Annotated in this window: 17 protein-coding genes; all 17 read right to left on the reverse strand. The window is 29.6% G+C overall.

The genetic code is table 11. From position 1 onward, the window contains the following. Positions 1-12 precede the first annotated feature (12 nt). Complete coding sequence (locus K8354_RS09685; RefSeq protein WP_223439184.1) at positions 13-348, reverse strand: DMT family transporter; 336 nt, start codon at positions 346-348, stop codon at positions 13-15. A gap of 40 nt (positions 349-388) precedes the next feature. After that, positions 389-1,054 carry an LbetaH domain-containing protein gene (locus tag K8354_RS09690; RefSeq protein ID WP_223439186.1) on the reverse strand — a complete coding sequence of 222 codons (666 nt, stop codon included), beginning with the start codon at positions 1,052-1,054 and terminating at the stop codon, positions 389-391. An 8-nt stretch (positions 1,055-1,062) separates the two neighbouring features. Then, positions 1,063-1,992: a glycosyltransferase gene (locus K8354_RS09695; RefSeq protein WP_223439188.1), complete on the reverse strand. Its 930-nt coding sequence runs from the start codon at positions 1,990-1,992 to the stop codon at positions 1,063-1,065. After that, complete coding sequence (locus tag K8354_RS09700; protein ID WP_223439190.1) at positions 1,989-2,879, reverse strand: HpcH/HpaI aldolase/citrate lyase family protein; 891 nt, start codon at positions 2,877-2,879, stop codon at positions 1,989-1,991. The genes K8354_RS09695 and K8354_RS09700 overlap by 4 nt, the downstream gene beginning before the upstream one ends. Next, positions 2,872-3,330 carry a MaoC family dehydratase gene (locus tag K8354_RS09705; RefSeq protein WP_223439192.1) on the reverse strand — a complete coding sequence of 153 codons (459 nt, stop codon included), beginning with the start codon at positions 3,328-3,330 and terminating at the stop codon, positions 2,872-2,874. The genes K8354_RS09700 and K8354_RS09705 overlap by 8 nt, the downstream gene beginning before the upstream one ends. Beyond that, a complete protein-coding gene (locus K8354_RS09710; protein ID WP_223439194.1) occupies positions 3,317-4,129 on the reverse strand; it encodes an aldolase/citrate lyase family protein in 813 nt (270 codons plus the stop codon). The genes K8354_RS09705 and K8354_RS09710 overlap by 14 nt, the downstream gene beginning before the upstream one ends. Before the next feature lie 651 nt (positions 4,130-4,780). After that, positions 4,781-6,709 (reverse strand): M14 family metallopeptidase, encoded by a 1,929-nt coding sequence (locus K8354_RS09715; protein ID WP_223439196.1) that lies wholly within the window; start codon positions 6,707-6,709, stop codon positions 4,781-4,783. A gap of 420 nt (positions 6,710-7,129) precedes the next feature. Further along, entirely contained in the window at positions 7,130-7,369 is a 240-nt protein-coding gene (locus K8354_RS18820) for a glycosyltransferase (RefSeq protein WP_223439198.1), read from the reverse strand. Between the two features lie 114 nt (positions 7,370-7,483). After that, positions 7,484-8,353, reverse strand: a complete 870-nt coding sequence (gene rfbA, locus K8354_RS09725; RefSeq protein WP_223439200.1) for a glucose-1-phosphate thymidylyltransferase RfbA — start codon at positions 8,351-8,353, stop codon at positions 7,484-7,486. A 510-nt stretch (positions 8,354-8,863) separates the two neighbouring features. Beyond that, positions 8,864-9,982: a polysaccharide (de)acetylase gene (locus K8354_RS09730; RefSeq protein ID WP_223439202.1), complete on the reverse strand. Its 1,119-nt coding sequence runs from the start codon at positions 9,980-9,982 to the stop codon at positions 8,864-8,866. 135 nt (positions 9,983-10,117) lie between these two features. Beyond that, positions 10,118-10,519: an LbetaH domain-containing protein gene (locus tag K8354_RS09735; RefSeq protein ID WP_223439204.1), complete on the reverse strand. Its 402-nt coding sequence runs from the start codon at positions 10,517-10,519 to the stop codon at positions 10,118-10,120. Next, positions 10,519-11,100, reverse strand: a complete 582-nt coding sequence (locus K8354_RS09740) for a serine O-acetyltransferase (protein WP_223439206.1) — start codon at positions 11,098-11,100, stop codon at positions 10,519-10,521. Before K8354_RS09740 ends, K8354_RS09735 begins: the two co-directional genes overlap by 1 nt. A gap of 159 nt (positions 11,101-11,259) precedes the next feature. After that, entirely contained in the window at positions 11,260-12,444 is a 1,185-nt protein-coding gene (locus tag K8354_RS09745) for a glycosyltransferase (RefSeq protein WP_223439208.1), read from the reverse strand. 87 nt (positions 12,445-12,531) lie between these two features. After that, positions 12,532-13,731 (reverse strand): glycosyltransferase family 4 protein, encoded by a 1,200-nt coding sequence (locus K8354_RS09750; protein WP_223439210.1) that lies wholly within the window; start codon positions 13,729-13,731, stop codon positions 12,532-12,534. 337 nt (positions 13,732-14,068) lie between these two features. Further along, entirely contained in the window at positions 14,069-15,196 is a 1,128-nt protein-coding gene (locus tag K8354_RS09755) for a glycosyltransferase (protein ID WP_223439212.1), read from the reverse strand. A gap of 11 nt (positions 15,197-15,207) precedes the next feature. Continuing rightward, a complete protein-coding gene (locus K8354_RS09760; protein ID WP_223439214.1) occupies positions 15,208-15,402 on the reverse strand; it encodes a hypothetical protein in 195 nt (64 codons plus the stop codon). A 357-nt stretch (positions 15,403-15,759) separates the two neighbouring features. Continuing rightward, positions 15,760-16,902: a polysaccharide (de)acetylase gene (locus K8354_RS09765; RefSeq protein WP_223439216.1), complete on the reverse strand. Its 1,143-nt coding sequence runs from the start codon at positions 16,900-16,902 to the stop codon at positions 15,760-15,762. Between the last annotated feature and the right edge of the window lie 697 nt (positions 16,903-17,599).

Here is a 17,599-nt window from a genome sequence, read left to right on the forward strand (position 1 = left end):
TACCATATAAAATTATTTGTAATTGAAATATAATTTGTAAACCCCGAATAATATTAAAATAGTACCAATAATATTATATAAACTAATGCTTTCATCAAAAACAAAATAAGAAACTCCTAATAAAATAGGGTAATAAATCGTTTTAATGGCATAAGCAACATTCAGAGGGTTTGACTTTAATGCAAGTTGCCATAATAAGGCATGGATAAATAAACAACATATTGAGAAGAGATAAAAATAATTATGTATAATATTTAGTAAATTGTAGGCACCCATCGAAAGTGCGCCCAGCTTTAAAAAAATGGATGCAAAAGCATACACAAATACTGATAAAAAAATATATTTCATCTTAAAATCAACTTCTTAAAAATCATAATGTAAAATAATATCATCTATTTTTTTTTGCGGGGTTACCCACAAATATTTCATAATCACCTATATCCGATATAACATTACTTGCCATACCAACAATAGCATATTTCCCTATAACAACATCTTCTCTTATTGTGGCGTTCAGTCCAATATGTACCCCTTCTCCCATTTTTATTCTTGCCCCTAAAACGCTATGAGCCGCCAAGGTTGAATAGCTGCTCAAATATGTATCATGTCCTAAAAAAGAAGATGTATACATGTGACAAAAATCACCCACTATACTTCCCCCTGAAGTTGCAGAGTAAGGCAACATTAGACTTCCTGCACCTATTCTAGAACTAGGGTTTAAATAAGCTAATGGATGAACGCCCGAAGCATGAGCTTCCAATGGTATATTCAATTCCTTAAAAGCATTTACACGCTCATTTTTTTTCTTAACATTAAAATGAAAAGTATAATGTACATGACAACCTTTTTGAATATAATCTAATAGTTGCTCGCTTCTACCGATTATTTTATATTTACCTATATGGTCATCAATTTCAGATACATCGTTTAAGAACCCTAAAATATTCCATTGAGGCTTAACCTTATTTATATCCTCAAAAACACTTGACGCAATTTCTCCTGACCCAGTTGCACCAACAATTACAAGAGGCTTTAAAGCTTTAAGTTTTATCATTTATATTACTATTTTGTTTTGATTAAATCTTTTAATGGAACTTTTTGTTGCTCCTTCACTATTCTAATGAGATATTCACCGATAATACCGACTGCAAACAAATTAAAACCACCAAAGATAGTAATTAAAATTACAGTAGTAGCAAAACCTGGAATACTAAAGCCGTAGGCATATTTACCTATCAATATAAAAATAACATAAAAAAACGAAAATAATAAACCGACAAGACCAAGAATACCAATTAATTTGAGAGGCAATGAAGAATAATGTAATGTCGAGTCTAAAGACAGTCCAATAAGTTTAAATAAATTATAATTACTTTTATCATATTTACGTCTGTTGTGTTTAACTTCTATATTTTTAATATTAGAAGTTGCAGTAATGATTAAACTTGATATCGTTGGCTGTGCATTATAATTTTGAATAATAAATTCTTTAATTTCTTTGGTCATTATTTTATATGCAGACTTTGTCAAATTTTTTGGTTTATTTAAAAAAAACGTATCTATCTTATTGAGTAAAAAACTACCAATATTTCGCCATAAACCGTGCTTTTTGTCGGAATATTTAGGCACGGCAAAAATAGCATCAACCTTATCATCATTTTTCATCGCATTAATTAAGACTGGAATTTCTGAAGTTGGATGTTGTAAATCATCATCCATAGTCATAATCAAATCACCTTTGGCTTGCAAAAAGCCAACTAAAATAGCTATTTGTTGTCCATGATTTTTTCTTAAGTGAATTGCAGTAACAAAACTATATGTCTTTGACAGTTTTTCAAGTGTTCTAAAAGTTGGAAAGTTGGACGGACTATCATTTACAAATAATAACTCTATTTGCTCCTCCATCTCTTGTTGCAAAATATTTATTTTTTCAGTCAGTTCTTCCAAACTTTTCGAACTCTTGTAGCAAGGGATAACTATTGAAACCTTCATTTATTATGTTTTAAACTTATTAATTGATGTTTAAGGATTTTCTTTTTAGCTGCTAAAACCATGGGGGGGCCTATAAATATTCCATCTATAATAGCAACACCCTCGTCTCTTTCCTCTGCTTCCTTGGAAAGTTCTAAAACTCTCAGAGCATTTGTTACTTCATTTTCATTTGGTGAAAAATATTGATGTACCAATGGAAGTTCCTTTGGGTTTAACACCAACATGCCTTCAAACCCTAAATTCTTTGAAATTTTTAAATTTTTATCCAAATCAGTTAAATCATGCACTCGGATATGTACCGTATCGATTGGTAATATACCCGCAGCTCTTGCTCCCATGGCAATTAAGGTCCTTGGCACAAATAAGCTCGTATGTTCGTAATCATGAACACCTTCCAAATCTGCAATAAAATCCTCAGAGCCATATGCCACTGCTATTAATCTTTTAGACGAATTACAGATTTCTGTCACATGCATAGCTGCTGATGCTGTCTCAATCAAAGCTATAATTTTAAAAGTTCCGATTTTAATGTTCTTTTCATATTCAATAGTTTCCAAAAGCTTATCGAAAAAATAGATATCTTCTTTGGTTTTGGCTTTTGGATACATAAAGCCATGAACGCCCTCAATGGTTAATTGTGTAACGTCTTTTAACAATTGGCCACTTTCTCTATCATTTATCCGAGGAAAAATCAATTTATTTCTAAAAAATCCTTCACTAATATATTTGACGATATTATTTCTTGCTACCTGCTTGTTCCCCGCAGAATGAACAGAATCTTCTACATCTAATAAAAGCACATCTGCTTGAGATTTATCAGCACTTATCATTAATTTATGATTGTGACTTGGCACAAACATTAAACTGCGCATTAAGTATTTATTCATTTTTTTTTATTAAAATATTTCTTTTGAATGATAAGACTTCTATTCCTTTTTGATTAAAGGCGACCGTCTTTACTTTTACTACCCCTCTATCTAATTTTGTTTTAGAATCAATCTTCTCTAGAACATAGGTTTTAGCATAAATTGTATCATTAATAAAAACTGGGTTAAGATGTTTTACTTCAGCATATTCAAGATTTGCAATAGCCTTTCCGCTAATATCTGGTACTGTCATACCTACCACTAAGCTGAATACTAAAGTTCCAACGACTAAAATTTTTTGATGTTGTCTGCTTTCTGCATAATTGAGATTTAAATGAACAGGATGATGATTCATCGTTAGCAAACTAAAAAAATTATTATCACTTTCAAATATTGTTTTAGATAACGAATGGTTAATACATTCGCCTACAACAAAATCTTCATAAAAATTACCTAAATTACTTGGTTTCATTATTTAAAATATTTAATGCTTTTCTAACGTGTGGTTTTTCAATAATTTCACCATCAATAATAAATGGTTCAATATCTTCCGATGATCCAGCTGGCAAATGTGAAATAATCCGTTTTGCCCATTCAGTTTCTTCTTTTTGTGTTTGTTCAAAATATACATCAACCCATTTTTTTTGAATAGGATGTACAAGAAACTTACCGTCAAAACCAAGCTTATAAGTATTGTTTATAGATCTTTTGAACTCATCTTCATTTTTTATATTCATTGAAGCATAATCCAAACAATCTACACCATAAGCCTTTCCAATATTTAGAAGCTGTAATCTAATAAAATTAAAATTAGCAGAATCCTCTGAACTCTTCATAAATGTCAAATAATCATGTGTCCCTATCCCAATAGCTATAATACTACTAATAAGTTTTTTGTTTTTCAAAACAGATTTTAGTTCAATTAAAAACAAAGGATGCTCTACCAATAAAATAAAAGATAAATTAGCCTTAATTTTTGTAATTTCTACAAACTCATTTTTAGTTTTTAGCTTAGGAATTATGATGTTTTTTATACCAATTTTCACAAATGCATTTAAGTGATTTAAGGTAATTTTTTCATCATAACTATTTCTAATTGGCACTCTGTACCAATATTGCATGTAGTCAGGTACTTTTTTTAAAGCATCCATATAATACTCAATTTCATCGAATAGTATAGAATCCTCAAAATCAATTATCTTTATACAATCGTCAGAGATTGAATCAAGTTTATGAAGTTTTGTAGCTGGTATAAAAAAATAATCTTTCATTACTTAAGTCAATATTTTTATCAAATATACAACAAAAGCACTATTTCCCATTTCTTTCGTTCGCGTAAACAAATTATCTTTGCTAATATATTTCATTTTATATGCTACTTCCTTTATAAAAGCTATTTTGAGACCTGTTCTTTTCTCGACAGGTTTAACAAACTCTGCAGCTTCAGTTAGTGATTCGTGAGTTCAGGCGTCTAACTATGCAAAAGCCTTACTCATAACTTTTACTTTGAATCAGTAAGCTAGAAACAGATGGCATAGCATTACAGGTATTTACGATTACCTTGGCAAAATCATTAGTCATCAACCTAAAAGATGAGCCCACTAGGCCCTTTGGTTTTTCCTGAAAATAGGAAATCATCCTATTAATTACTTTGCTACCTATGTTGCGCCCAAAAACTATGTTCACCTTTGTAGCAAGGAACAACAATCGAAATATTTATTATCATATTTATCAAATTTACTTTTTGTTAAAATTATTCTTAAGGTAACTAAAATAGTTGCTTTTTGAGTTTTGATTGTCTAAATAGATTTGAACCTTTTCTTTTGCAAGAAACCCCATTCTCTAGCCAACTTCTTCAAGACACGCAATCTTTAAACCTGTTTTTATCATAATATAAAATTAATAAAAAAAAATCAAATGTTTTAACGCCTTTTGTAATATGAAAAACCATCTATTACGCCTAAATAATCTGCCGAAAATTCACTTTCCGCATTTATATTTTCCAGCGCTTCTTTATCAATTATTAAGAATGTAATTTCTTTATTACTCTTAATCACCTCTTTATAAGACAGTTCCTGCTGAATTATCTCATTAAAGTATTTAGATCGTATTAAATTTTTAGCCAAATAAGCTTTCTCAGCCATAGATTCCATTTTTATTTTATCTAATGAAAGTGTATGAGGGAAATAACCATTGACAAAAAATCTTAAATTATGCCCTGCAATAATGAATTTGGTATTCTTGCTTCTCATATCGCTGTAAAAATCATTGCTAGCTATCATTATACTTTCTTTTGATGATGATTTTTTATAAGCATCTATGATATTGTTTACATTACTAACCTTATTGTCTTCTGGATTGTTAGAAAATCTTCTGCCTAAAAATCCATAAATATTAATTATCAGCATCAAGCTCAGCACAATCGTAGTAAATACTTTTATATATGTTTTTTTAGAGCTTATTAGATATATAAATGCTAAAAAGATACAAAGTATATAAATTGGTAACATTATATTTTCATACAATTGGACACCATCTTTGTGATAACCCAACAGTCCAGCCCCATATGAGCTTATGACGAAAAACAACGTAAATAAAAATATTAAATCTTTTTTAGTCTTCAAGATATTTACTAAAGATTTTCTTTTTAAAAAAAGTAAAATTAATATCGGAGATACATAGAAAGATAATTTTATAAAGGTTAGTAATGGTGAAATAACATACATTAAATATTTTTTTATATTACTTCCAAAATGAGTTTGAATCATTTCAATAGTTGAAGGTATATCATAAACATTATTATCAATAGAACCTTTTTCAAAAGAATTTATCCATAAAAACACAAGTCCTATTGATATAAATAGAATAAAATTATCAAAAATTATTTTTTTATTTATTTGCTTTATAATAAAAATTTGCCATATCATAATACTAGGAATAATTGTAACTAATGTTGGCGGATATACAATACCAATAAATGCGCAAATTAAAATTATATTCTTATTTTTATTCTTTACATAATCCAATAATAAATAAGTGATGCCCGAAACCACGATAATTAACTTTAAAGCTATGCCAGAAGCAATACTCGGATTTGTCCAATATCCTAAATTTTCACCAGCTATATACTTAACAAGGGCAGAAAAAGTTCTCATAAAAGGAAAAACAAATAAAATCATCAACGGTATAAAATATTTAATTACACTACTTAACAACTTCACTTGACCAAATATCTTTTGCTGTAATTCATATATACCTAACAGCATAATTGCTGAGAAACAGGGTATTGTTACAAACATCAAGGTGTTTAAAAATGTATTGTTAATTATAATTGTAATTAACCCATTAAACCAAAGCTCAAAATAATGATAAAACTGATAGCTTAATTTACCTGATAAAGCACTACTAAGATCACTATTTTCAATTCCTGTGGTGGTTAAAATTTCTGAAACAGCAGCATAAAAAGAAAAGTCAGGATGTAAAGAAGAATAAACGTTATTTTCTGTAAGTAGTTGAAGGTTCAAAACAACAAATGAAATAGAAAAATAAAAGAGTCCTAGCACTAAAGTTTTTACAAAGCTATGCTCTAGTTTTTGTTTCGTAAAAGAGATTTGTTTATTGAATAACTTATCTCTAAAAAGTGCGTATATCAATAAAATAAAAGCGATCAACAAATAAGAGCGGAAATTAGATTGTACTAAAGCGAAAGTTGCAGTTATAGCAATAATAACAATTGCAATATTTTTAAATAAACTATTTTCCTTAGTAAATTTGGATAACATAAAACCAAAAATAATTAATATACTTATTAAGGATAACCCAATTAAAAAAAGTAAGAAAGTGGTATTCATTTTTATTTATTTATCTATTACGTTCAAGAATTTTTTGTACAATCATTAAAAATAAGGTTTTCTATGGTTTTTAGTTTTTTTGATCTCACTTAACAAATCTCATAATCCCCGTCTTATTTAAAAATTTAACATCAGGTAGCACTCTACGATTTGTTTTAAAATTTATTGAAAGACTATATTCTTTTCTATTGTTTTTAACTAAACTACAGTTATAGTTTATTCTATTTCAGCCTATGACAGCAGGCAAATGGTTATTAAATGCTCTTTCTCTGCCACTCAAGGTTATATTGATCTAATCTTTACAGGGTATTTAAGTGTTTCAAAAAAAGTCATTCCTTGGTAAATAGGCTAAACCATATTACTTATACTGTTGTTCTAAATAGCATAATTTCTTGTTTTTTTTCTAATTGATGTTGCAAATCAAAATTCATTACAATTACCCATTCTCCTAGAGACATACCTAAGACCACAAGTGATTGCATAATACTGCCTAAAATTCCTAGAAAGTTGGTAACCTTTCTCGTTTTGATCATTTTTCGGTATCTTTTCAATTTTGGACCAAGAATTGTCGGAACTGCAATGCTCAACTACTATGATTTCATAATCATCTGTAATATTTTTTACAGTTTTGTGAACTCCTTTTACAAGCTCCTCAACCATGTTTTCAGCTCTAGAAACAAGACTTACAATTGATATATGAATGATCTTTTAGAATTTTTATCTGTTCATAAGCGGTAAAGAATAAAGTAACAGCAATGTAAAAATATCCTATCATTATTTAATTACTCGCTTTAAATATTCAAAATAATCACCTTTTAAACTTGATATTCTATCGATGATGGTACTTGCCGACATCCATCCCATTCGAAATGCTATTTCCTCAAGGCAGGCAATTTTTAAACCTGTTCTTTTCTCTACAGCTTTCACAAACTCTGTAGCCTCTGTTAAGGCTTCATGAGTTCCTGTATCTAACCATGCGAATCCTCGTGAAAGCATTTGTAGTTGTAATGTCTTTTCTTCTAGATAGTATTGATTTACGGCAGTAATCTCTAACTCTCCTCTGTTAGAAGGCTTTACATTCGACGCAATATTAATAACGCTATTAGGATAAAAATACAACCCAACTACCGCATAGTTTGATTTTGGTTCCGTTGGTTTCTCTTCAATACTTAAAACCTTGCCTTCTAAATCAAATTCTGCCACGCCATAGCGTTCAGGATCTTCTACATAATATCCAAAAACAACTGCTTTATTTTCATTTTTTACTTTAGCAACTGAATTCATTAATAATTTTTGTAGTCCCGCTCCATAAAAAATATTATCTCCTAAAACTAAACAAACGTCGTCATTCCCTATAAATTCTTTTCCTATCATAAAGGCTTGTGCCAATCCATCAGGTGATGGCTGCTCTGCATATGAAAGTTGGATTCCAAACTGACTTCCATCACCCAACAATTTTCTGAAATTTGGCAAATCATGCGGTGTTGAGATGACCAATATTTCTTTTATCCCTGCTAACATCAGTACGGATAAGGGATAATAAATCATCGGTTTATCGTAAATTGGTAGTAATTGCTTAGATACTGCTAATGTAAGTGGATGTAACCTTGTACCTGAGCCGCCTGCAAGAATAATTCCTTTCATTTTGATGTTGTTGATTCGATTAGTTGTTTAATCATTTCTTTGCTTATTATTGTTTTTAACCACACATAGTCAAATATAGTTTTTTGTAAATGTAAAAAACTTTAATGAATCCGAGCATTTTTACGTCAAAAACTTCCTCAGCATTTATAAATTCTTGTACTTGCTGTTCTATGATCAAATAACGTGTACTACGATTATTTTTAAAAACAGCAACATACGTTTCTTTATTGATTTATTTTCTTAAAATAACAAGAAGAATTTAGTATAAATCCGAGATTGAAAATTCACTTTCATCTTGTAATTTAATTGCATCTAAAGATAGAAAATTTGGATTATAATTATTTAGTAGAGCTAAGGTTATGTAATGGAACTATAAAATTGATGTTTTTTCTGTTGTTAAAAAATTAAGTTTATATCCAACATTGTTATTAAAAACAATTTTAACAAAAAAAATACATTATAAAACTTACCAATGAAGTTTTATCACTATTACATTTTCGATTTTATGAATCAAGTATTATTCATTAAATCAGCCAATTCGTCTGAGCTCATAAATTCTACATCTGGCCATTTTTTGGTTACCAATTTCAACAAAGTTTTGAAGTATTTTAAATTTTGTTTTCTATTGTTTTCACTAAGTGAACCCATAAAATTGATTCGATGACTACCAATGATGGCTGGTTTATAGGTCTTAAAAGCCCAGTCAATTCTTTTCATACAGTCGTACACAACTGATTCACCATTACCTACTAATGACGGTTCAAAAAAAGCATTTCTAACTATATTAGACAGCCCACTTTTTGATTTTTTCCCAGTGTATCTAACACTCGTTTTAAACCAATCCCCAGTTAGATTAGGTGCAAATTGGTAAGGAATTCCTTGCAATGTTGAAACACCTGCTTCCATCAAGAAAGTTTCGTGCGCTTTATGCCATACATAGCAGGGTGCTATAAAAGTTTTGGATTCAAATCCGAAAGTATCTTGGAAGATTCTTTGTCCATCAATTATGATTTTTTTATGATTTTCAAGCTCATCAAGGCTTTCAAAATCAAGGGCAGCCATCACATTATTACGTTTGTTTATTTGTTCATTAAGTGAAATTCCAAACATCTTTTCATGAAAGGCACTTGTAAGTTCATTATGAGAATTTTCTAGTGCATGCAACCATTGCTTGATTGACAAATGTTCTCTACCATGCAATTGCGGTTGATAAATTTTATTTTCTATTCCTTGCTTTATCAAATGAATCATTTCATCATGACCGTCTCTATTTTTAAAAGTATCCGAAAACGATTCGAAAAAATAATGCTGGAAATTAGATTCTTTAATTTTTTGGAAATCTGGATTGGCAACAATTGTATTGGCAGTGATTTTTGCATAATTTCCATGAACATCTCTCACTGATACTAAAACCTCGAAAAGTGCGTGCAAATCATTTTGACTTTCGAGTATATCAAAGTTAAAGTAGGGGTCTCGTGATAAATTTGGTAGTTTCAACAAAAGTATTTCTCGAGCTTCTTTGCTATGTGTGCGGATACTTCCCCAATCATCAGATTCAATAACTACAATTTTTCTGTTGGTATGAAAGCCTCTTAGCTGCGATATATTCCTAAAAATAGTTTTAATCATGAAGTTATAATGTTATTTATATAAAATACTGTGGGATGTATCTTTTAGATTATTTTCGCTGGGTTTCCCATCACTTCAGAATCAGACGATACATCAAAGTTGACGTAAGCACTCAGAGCAATCAAAACATTGTCACTAATTGAAACGTTTCCTATAAGGATGGTATTCAATCCACACATTATTCCCTATTTTTGGAGTACCTGCCCTTTTACCTATTGCCGAACGAATGGTTACGCCATGTGCAATATTACAGTTTTTACCAATAATTGCATTTTTGCTGATGACTGTGGTACCAAAGTAACCAATATAGAAACCACCGCCTATTTTACCTCCGTTTTGAAAACCATATTTATAGGTATATCTCCTCATACATAGTTTCGCCAAAAAGCCAATCAGTGATTTCGTACCAAAGTGTTCTTTTAAACGTTTAAAAAACATGTATCGGAAACCTTGTGCTCTAAATCCTTGTAATAAAACTAATACTGAATATGGTTTTGGTTTATATCGAAATAAATCTTGTTTTATTATTGTAAGCATTAATTAATTTTATTAGAAGTAATAATTTTTTGTATATCTACTTTGCCAATTACCTTAGCGGGTACGCCTCCTAAAACTACGTCTGTCTCAAAACAAGATTTTGATACTGCTGCGTTGGCTGCAATAGCAACCCTATCTGCAATCTGTATGTCGCCATATACTTTTACTCCAGGTCCAAAATAAACGTGGTCTCCAATTTTAGGAGCTGCTTTACCACCACCTGATGCTCCTATATTGACACAAACATGCATCCTACAATATTTACCAATTCTAGCATTTGCATTGATTACAATGGTTCCATAATGTGGCAATTGAAAACCTTCGTCAACCACATTTTCAGGAATAGAAAACCCTAATTTTAATCCTAATTTATATTTTAAATATTTAACAGTAAAATACAAGCTTTTATAAATGGGGTTTTTTCTTTTACATTTTAGATATTCACATGTTCTTAAAAGCAACAAAAACCTTTGTGTTGGCTTGAAAGCTGTCTTTACATATAAAAAGAAAAAGTTGTAGTTTTTTTTGTAACCCTGCTCTACTTGTAAAAACCTAATGTAGTCTTTCTTATTTTGTATCATTATTCGTATTTAGGCCAATTAAACTGAGAATTATAAAAGAATTATATATCTCTTCAAAGAAAAGAACGCTCTTAGGATTCATTATTATTATCGTTTTTCTTACAAAATTTAGTAGTACTAAAATCAATAAAATGTTTTATATCGTTTTATAGACGTGTCTTATTTCAATGTAGCTAATATATTTTCTATTAGTTTTTTATAGATACGAACACTATCTAATTCATTTTTAATGAGTAATTCCATATTTAAATTATCGGCACTGTATGTTTCCCAATTTTTACAGACCTTGTATAGTATTTCAGGTAAATTATCTTCATTAAAATTTAATCCGATTTTATATTGATCGATCATTTCTGACGTTTCACCAACTAAATTATTCAGAATAAACAGATTGGATGCAACATAATCATTAAATTTAAAACTATGGGCTACAAATGATTCTTTTCTAAAACTATTTATTCCTATGTCACATACAGAAAGATACTTTAAATAATCTTTGTATGCCAACCTACCTGTAATTTTAATGTTCAGAGAGTTGTCAACTGTAAATTTTTCTATGAAACTCCTTTTCTCTCCTTCACCAACAAAGTACATACAATATTTAATATTCTTGTCATCAATATCTTGAATTGCTTTCAGCAACAAATCAAAATCATAACTATTGTCTAAACTCCCACCATAACAAATCCATATTTCATCAGCAGGTTTGTTCAATTGAAAATTACTTTTCTCAACAAGTTTTTTTGTTTGATCCTTGTTTACACCCAAGTAGGTATAAGACCAGGGTACCCCAGGATTAATATCATGTGCGGCTAATGCATACGCCTTGGATTCACCAGAAATATAGGTAGCCATTTTGTAAGATTGTTTAGTCATCCATCGCCAAGGATACAAAAAGAAATTGGTCATTGATTTGTATCGGGTTAAAGGAAGCAATGAATCTGGCCATAAATCTATGATATCAATTACAAAATTAATACTATGTTTTTTACAATAAAGAGCGCATATATATGCCGAACTCGAAGGTGGCATCAGACAAAGAATAAGATCAGGTTTATCAACCAAATTATTTAAATAGAGTCGAAGTTTATATGCAAATACCTGATGGCTATATACTCTTTTGTATGTCAAATTTTTGTCATAACTGGGCACATGGATATATTTGACAAAAAATGGATTATTTTCATCTATAGCTGTTCTTGATTTGTATTTCTTTTCTGAATGACAAAAATCAGTTGTAACAATTGACACTTTTTGAGAAAAAGCATTCGCTATTTTATGCAACCTACTGTAAGAATTACTTATCTCACCAAAGAGAGAAACAATGAGTATATGTTTATTCATGCTACCTTATCACATTGATTATAAAACACTTCTTAAAAAGTCCAAAATATTTGAAAAAACCATGTAACCTCAATGAATACAGCATATTTAGTTATTAAATTTTGGAATGTTCCGATAACTTTCATTACAGTATGAGAAGAGTTGCATCCAATTCTTCTGATATATTTCCAAACTATATTTTTCATTATAGATTTTCAAACCTGAATTTACTTTTTTCATTCTCATCTCGTCATTTTCAATATAAGTCTTTATTGCCTTCGCAATATTCTCGGGTGTTATAGGATTCAGAATAATAGCTTCATTATTCGAAATAGTGCTTGGAATCTCGCCAGCATTGGTGGTAATTAGGGCACAGCCTGACGCCAACGCTTCCAGTATAACTAATGGCTGGGCTTCATTTGGATATTGCGTAGGCAAAACGAAAATATGGCTAGCATTAAAAAGTTCCTGTTTTTTAGTCCCTTTTGCGCCCGGGATGTAACGAACTTTTATACTTGAATCTAGTACTTTATTGATGTCAACTATGGTTTCGGCTATCCATTTTTCTGATTCCTTGATTGTTTTAAATCGGGTACAATGCTTTGTCTTTATTAAAGGCCCGCAAAGAATGGCATTCATTTTTAATTTTGGGTCTGACTTCGATAATAATAAAAGAGCTTCCAAATACTCAGGATATCCCTTAGATTCAACCAGCAAACTCAAAAATAGTATTTCAACTGGTTTTGAAGAAATATCTCGATGTTTATTTAGAGTAAATTGCTGATTTACTGGTTCACTATCAATTGTATTAGGTATTATTTTAACCTTGTCTGCATGAATTCCAATTTCAACTAATTTTGACTTTTGAACATTTCCTACAACCGTAATAATTTTAGCTGAATTTAATATTTTTTTGAATAGCGCCGTTTTATTACTTGTATTGCTCCAACTAACAAATGAATGACCATTTAATGAAATGATTACAGAAAGTTTTCTCTTCATCATACGAACAGGTACATACCACCATAAAATTCTAAGAAATGAAAAATAACCTTGCCCTAAATTAATGTATAATGTAGCTCTTTTCGTAAATAATAAAGAGAAAATAGAGGGTATAGTTGAAAAGGTATTTAATATCCAATCAAAAATTAACAGCATTTTATTTTTAGTTGCTCGTTTCAGTGGGTATAAATAAATATCCTGAAATACATAATCCTTACCGGAAAGTAACTTTTTTATTAATATAGTAGAGGCTGTTTGCCCCGAAAAAGTAGCTACTTTAATATATGAAAAGTAAATTTTTTGCATATTTTAAACCTAATTGATGTTAAAAATTAGAACTAAATAAATTTTACAATTTAACTTTAATAATAATTCTTTAATACTTCCTTAATGAACCAAACTATTTATTAGACAAAACTTTAGACCAGGCTACATCATAAAATTCTGCAGCCACATCTTTAGTCAAAAATACTTTCATAGTATTTGTTGCCTTTTTTGACATCATTTCTCGCAACGCATCATCCTCTATTAATTTTTCTAACTTTCGCTCAAGTAAATTCTGATTGAAAATAATAAATAGAAAACCATTTATCTGAAGAATTTTTAGTAAATTTTATATTAGAAATCTTAGCAAAATTCTTCACTATAATTCTTTTTTTATTTGTTCTAGAATAGCTTTGTCAGAGAAAACAACTGCTCTTTCTTTAGATTTAGCAGTATAAGTAGCAAGATATGTTTTATCAATGATGTATTTTTCCATTCCATCCGCTATAGATTTAGGTGTTTGTTCTACCATCACACCAAATTCACCATAACCAACCACTTCCCTGCATCCGCTGCAATTAGTTACGAGCGTTGGCTTCCCTAACAACATCGCTTCGCACAAAGCCATCGGCATTGCCTCTGAAATTGACGTCATCATAAATACGTCCGTTTGTGCCATCAATGGATAAGGATTTTTTACAAAATCGTTCAGTGAAACATAGGTGCCTAAGCCTAATTCTTGAATTTGCTCTTGAAGCGTTTCTTTTAAAAACCCATTACCATATACATCAATTTTAAAGGCAAGCTGTTTGTCTTTTAATATTGCCGCGGCTTCTATTAATTTATCATACCCCTTAACAGGATAATAACGGCCAACCGCTATAAAGTGAAAAGGTTTATTTTTTGGTTGTAAAATTGTTGTATTTGCTTTTTCTTTTACAACGTTTTCATCAAGAAGATTATAAATAACAGGCATATTTTTATAAGAACCAAATAAACTGATGAATTCATTTTTGGCGTCTTCAGAAACAAAAACAATGCTATCTAATTGACTATATCGATTTTTAATCACTAAATTTCTATACGTTTTATTTTTATAAAATTTATAGAAATTTATATTAGACTTATACGAACCATGAACCCAGGAAATTATCTTTTTCACATTGGGAAAAAAGAAAAGTAAATCGGTACAATTACCATCTGTAAAAGAAATTGCGGTATCATAACTTTCCGAGATATTTTTTTCGACCCTTTTTTTAAAAAAATAGTTAAATCCAAATTTCTTTTGTGCATAAGCCAATATTCTGACGAGATTATTGTTCTTGAAAAGCGGCAGAACTATTATATTTTCCGGAATTTCGTTTTTATAGGCACCAATATAAGAAACTACAACTAATGTTATTTCAAAACATTTGTCCGTATTTAAATGATTTAAAATATTCACAAGCGTTCGTTCTGCGCCTCCACCATCAAGAGAAGGGATTAAAAAAAGAATCTTTTTTTTCATGCTTTTTACTCTTAAAATTCTAGATTCATCCTGTTTTTTTGCCACCAAACAACAGATTCTTTTTTTACAACTTTTACAGGAATACCGGCAATATCAGAAAACGGTTCATGAAAATTTTTATTTACAACTGCATTTGCATCAAAATAACATCTTATTTGCTGTGGTAATTTCACCAAAAATAACGGCACCGAGACATAAACAAACATTTTTTTTGATTTTTGATGTAACGCAACTTCCCACGTTAGTTCCAATATTTATATTATTATGCATCATAGAGTTTTTATCAATCTTTCAATTTACATTTATAACTATTGAACCAAAATGTGGCAAGAATAAATCCTTGTCACAAACATTTTGCAGGATTGTAATTCCTGTTTTTAGAGATATTTTTCTTTACACGTAGTAGCAATGTAGAAAAAAACTTGCACCAAACACTTTTTGAATTATACTAATATTTTGTTTTTTTTAAAAGTTTTAAAATAATGCTATTAGTTCTTTAACAAATATACTTTTGCAACTATCCTTTACTATTTAACTCATACAGCGCATAGGATTTATAATTATTAACCATTCTTTTCGGTTTTGATCAAATTTCCTAATTCATCTGAGCTCATAAACTCTATCGTTGGATAAATTCTCATAACTTCTGTAAGCAACGTTTCTAATAGATCTAAATTCATATTTCTATTACTTTCATCAATCGCTCCAATAAAATTTAGTCTATGCATTGAAATCACTACAGGTTTACGACAATTAAAAGCAATTTTAATAGCGTTTAGCGCATCACCAACGACATCAAAATTATTTTTAAAATTACTCGGTTCAAAGTATACATTTCTTGATAGATACATTAATTCTGATTTACTTTTTTTACCTAAAAAGTTGTTTTTTTTGTACCTGAAAGTACAATCATCATCTAATGGAATTCTTTGATGAACCATACCTTGTAAAAATTGAACCCCATTATTTCTTAAATTATGCTCAATGTCTGGATGCCAAGTATAAGTGGTTGGAATAAAAGATAAAGATTTATAGCCGAAAAAATTTTCAAACATTTCTAATCCTTCATTTAAAATCTGATTAAAACTTACTATATCGCTTTTTAATCCAGAATTTAATGCCCCCATATAATTTACTTTTATTGAAGAATCAACATCTGAAGTTAAACCATAAGTCCTCATTTTAAAAGCTAAATGGGTCAGCTCGTCATTCTTTTGGAGTTGATGCATCCACTTTTTGACATATAAATGTTCACGACCATGGAATTGGGGCTTAAAAATACCTGATTTTATTCCTTGTTCCCATAATTCATATGAATTCTGAGTTAAAGTCTTTCGTTTCAAAGTCTCCGTGAAGGGCTCATAAAAGTATTTTTCATATCCGAATTTTTCAATTTTTTCAAAATCAGGATTTGCCATAATAGTATTTGCGGTGAGTATGACATTACGATTATTTTTATCCTTAAAAGTCATTAAAAGCTCAAATAAAGCTTCCAAATCTTCTGCCGTCGCTAAACTATCGTATCTACAATAAGGATCTTTGTCTACACGTATACCTCTTTTAATAAATTCGTTATATATCTCTTTTGAAGGCATCCTAACGGCGCCCCAATCATCACTTTCAATAACAAGAATTTTACGGTTTGTATGATACCCTGGTAAATTTAATAAAGTCTTTTTTATTTTTTTTTGAAAATTTTGAAACATTTATTCTATTGATAACAATTAGCTTACGAAGAATAAAACATAATTTCTACAATTGATTATTTAAATTTGTATTTTAAGAAAATTATTTTATTTATAAATTACTTAATTTTTATTAATTATTTTTAGAGATCAGTAGTTAGTTACTTAGAACTAAATATAAATGTTTAACGTATGTCAGGTAGAGCGCAGTAGAAACCTACTTATAGGATTCGAATAGTTCTCGACTGCGCTCGAACTGACAAATGACATGTTATTAAACAACTTATTTTAAATTATTTAACTATTAAAATTTCTAAATATTTACCTACTGACCTCTGATTATTTTTTTAATTAAGGCTAATTATCTAAATCTCTTTAAAAGATCATAAAGAATTCTTAATTTTCTTTTTAAAATAGAGTGATAAAAACACTTACTCAAATTACAATAATTGGAGTTAAAAGATAATGGAACTGCTATTTTGGCAATTCTTTGAGATATAAAATCTTGAACAAAATGATTTAAATTTATACTATTTGAATCTTAAAAAGATGAGTAACTAGGGTTGTATGAATGCAAAAAAACAACGAACACCATTAAAAAATATGAAATTACTATTATTTTTTTACTTTAAAAATTAGTGTTGTCCGATTAAAATTAGCTAAAGTGTTTTAAAGTATTGATAGTATTGATTTCCAGGAGCTTTTAAAGTAGTACACC

This window comes from Polaribacter litorisediminis, from assembly GCF_019968605.1.
GTDB lineage: Bacteria > Bacteroidota > Bacteroidia > Flavobacteriales > Flavobacteriaceae > Polaribacter > Polaribacter litorisediminis.

What these genes read in the sequence shown, in the direction of transcription:
- rfbA (WP_223439200.1), bottom strand. Translation starts at nt 8,353, where the DNA reads ATGAAAGGAATTATTCTTGCAGGCGGCTCAGGTACAAGGTTACATCCA.
- K8354_RS09715 (WP_223439196.1), bottom strand. Translation starts at nt 6,709, where the DNA reads ATGAATACCACTTTCTTACTTTTTTTAATTGGGTTATCCTTAATAAGT.
- K8354_RS09750 (WP_223439210.1), bottom strand. Translation starts at nt 13,731, where the DNA reads ATGCAAAAAATTTACTTTTCATATATTAAAGTAGCTACTTTTTCGGGG.
- K8354_RS09740 (WP_223439206.1), bottom strand. Translation starts at nt 11,100, where the DNA reads ATGATACAAAATAAGAAAGACTACATTAGGTTTTTACAAGTAGAGCAG.
- K8354_RS09690 (WP_223439186.1), bottom strand. Translation starts at nt 1,054, where the DNA reads ATGATAAAACTTAAAGCTTTAAAGCCTCTTGTAATTGTTGGTGCAACT.
- K8354_RS09695 (WP_223439188.1), bottom strand. Translation starts at nt 1,992, where the DNA reads ATGAAGGTTTCAATAGTTATCCCTTGCTACAAGAGTTCGAAAAGTTTG.
- K8354_RS09700 (WP_223439190.1), bottom strand. Translation starts at nt 2,879, where the DNA reads ATGAATAAATACTTAATGCGCAGTTTAATGTTTGTGCCAAGTCACAAT.
- K8354_RS09745 (WP_223439208.1), bottom strand. Translation starts at nt 12,444, where the DNA reads ATGAATAAACATATACTCATTGTTTCTCTCTTTGGTGAGATAAGTAAT.
- K8354_RS09765 (WP_223439216.1), bottom strand. Translation starts at nt 16,902, where the DNA reads ATGTTTCAAAATTTTCAAAAAAAAATAAAAAAGACTTTATTAAATTTA.
- K8354_RS09705 (WP_223439192.1), bottom strand. Translation starts at nt 3,330, where the DNA reads ATGAAACCAAGTAATTTAGGTAATTTTTATGAAGATTTTGTTGTAGGC.
- K8354_RS18820 (WP_223439198.1), bottom strand. Translation starts at nt 7,369, where the DNA reads ATGGTTGAGGAGCTTGTAAAAGGAGTTCACAAAACTGTAAAAAATATT.
- K8354_RS09730 (WP_223439202.1), bottom strand. Translation starts at nt 9,982, where the DNA reads ATGATTAAAACTATTTTTAGGAATATATCGCAGCTAAGAGGCTTTCAT.
- K8354_RS09710 (WP_223439194.1), bottom strand. Translation starts at nt 4,129, where the DNA reads ATGAAAGATTATTTTTTTATACCAGCTACAAAACTTCATAAACTTGAT.
- K8354_RS09685 (WP_223439184.1), bottom strand. Translation starts at nt 348, where the DNA reads ATGAAATATATTTTTTTATCAGTATTTGTGTATGCTTTTGCATCCATT.
- K8354_RS09735 (WP_223439204.1), bottom strand. Translation starts at nt 10,519, where the DNA reads ATGCTTACAATAATAAAACAAGATTTATTTCGATATAAACCAAAACCA.
- K8354_RS09755 (WP_223439212.1), bottom strand. Translation starts at nt 15,196, where the DNA reads ATGAAAAAAAAGATTCTTTTTTTAATCCCTTCTCTTGATGGTGGAGGC.
- K8354_RS09760 (WP_223439214.1), bottom strand. Translation starts at nt 15,402, where the DNA reads ATGTTTGTTTATGTCTCGGTGCCGTTATTTTTGGTGAAATTACCACAG.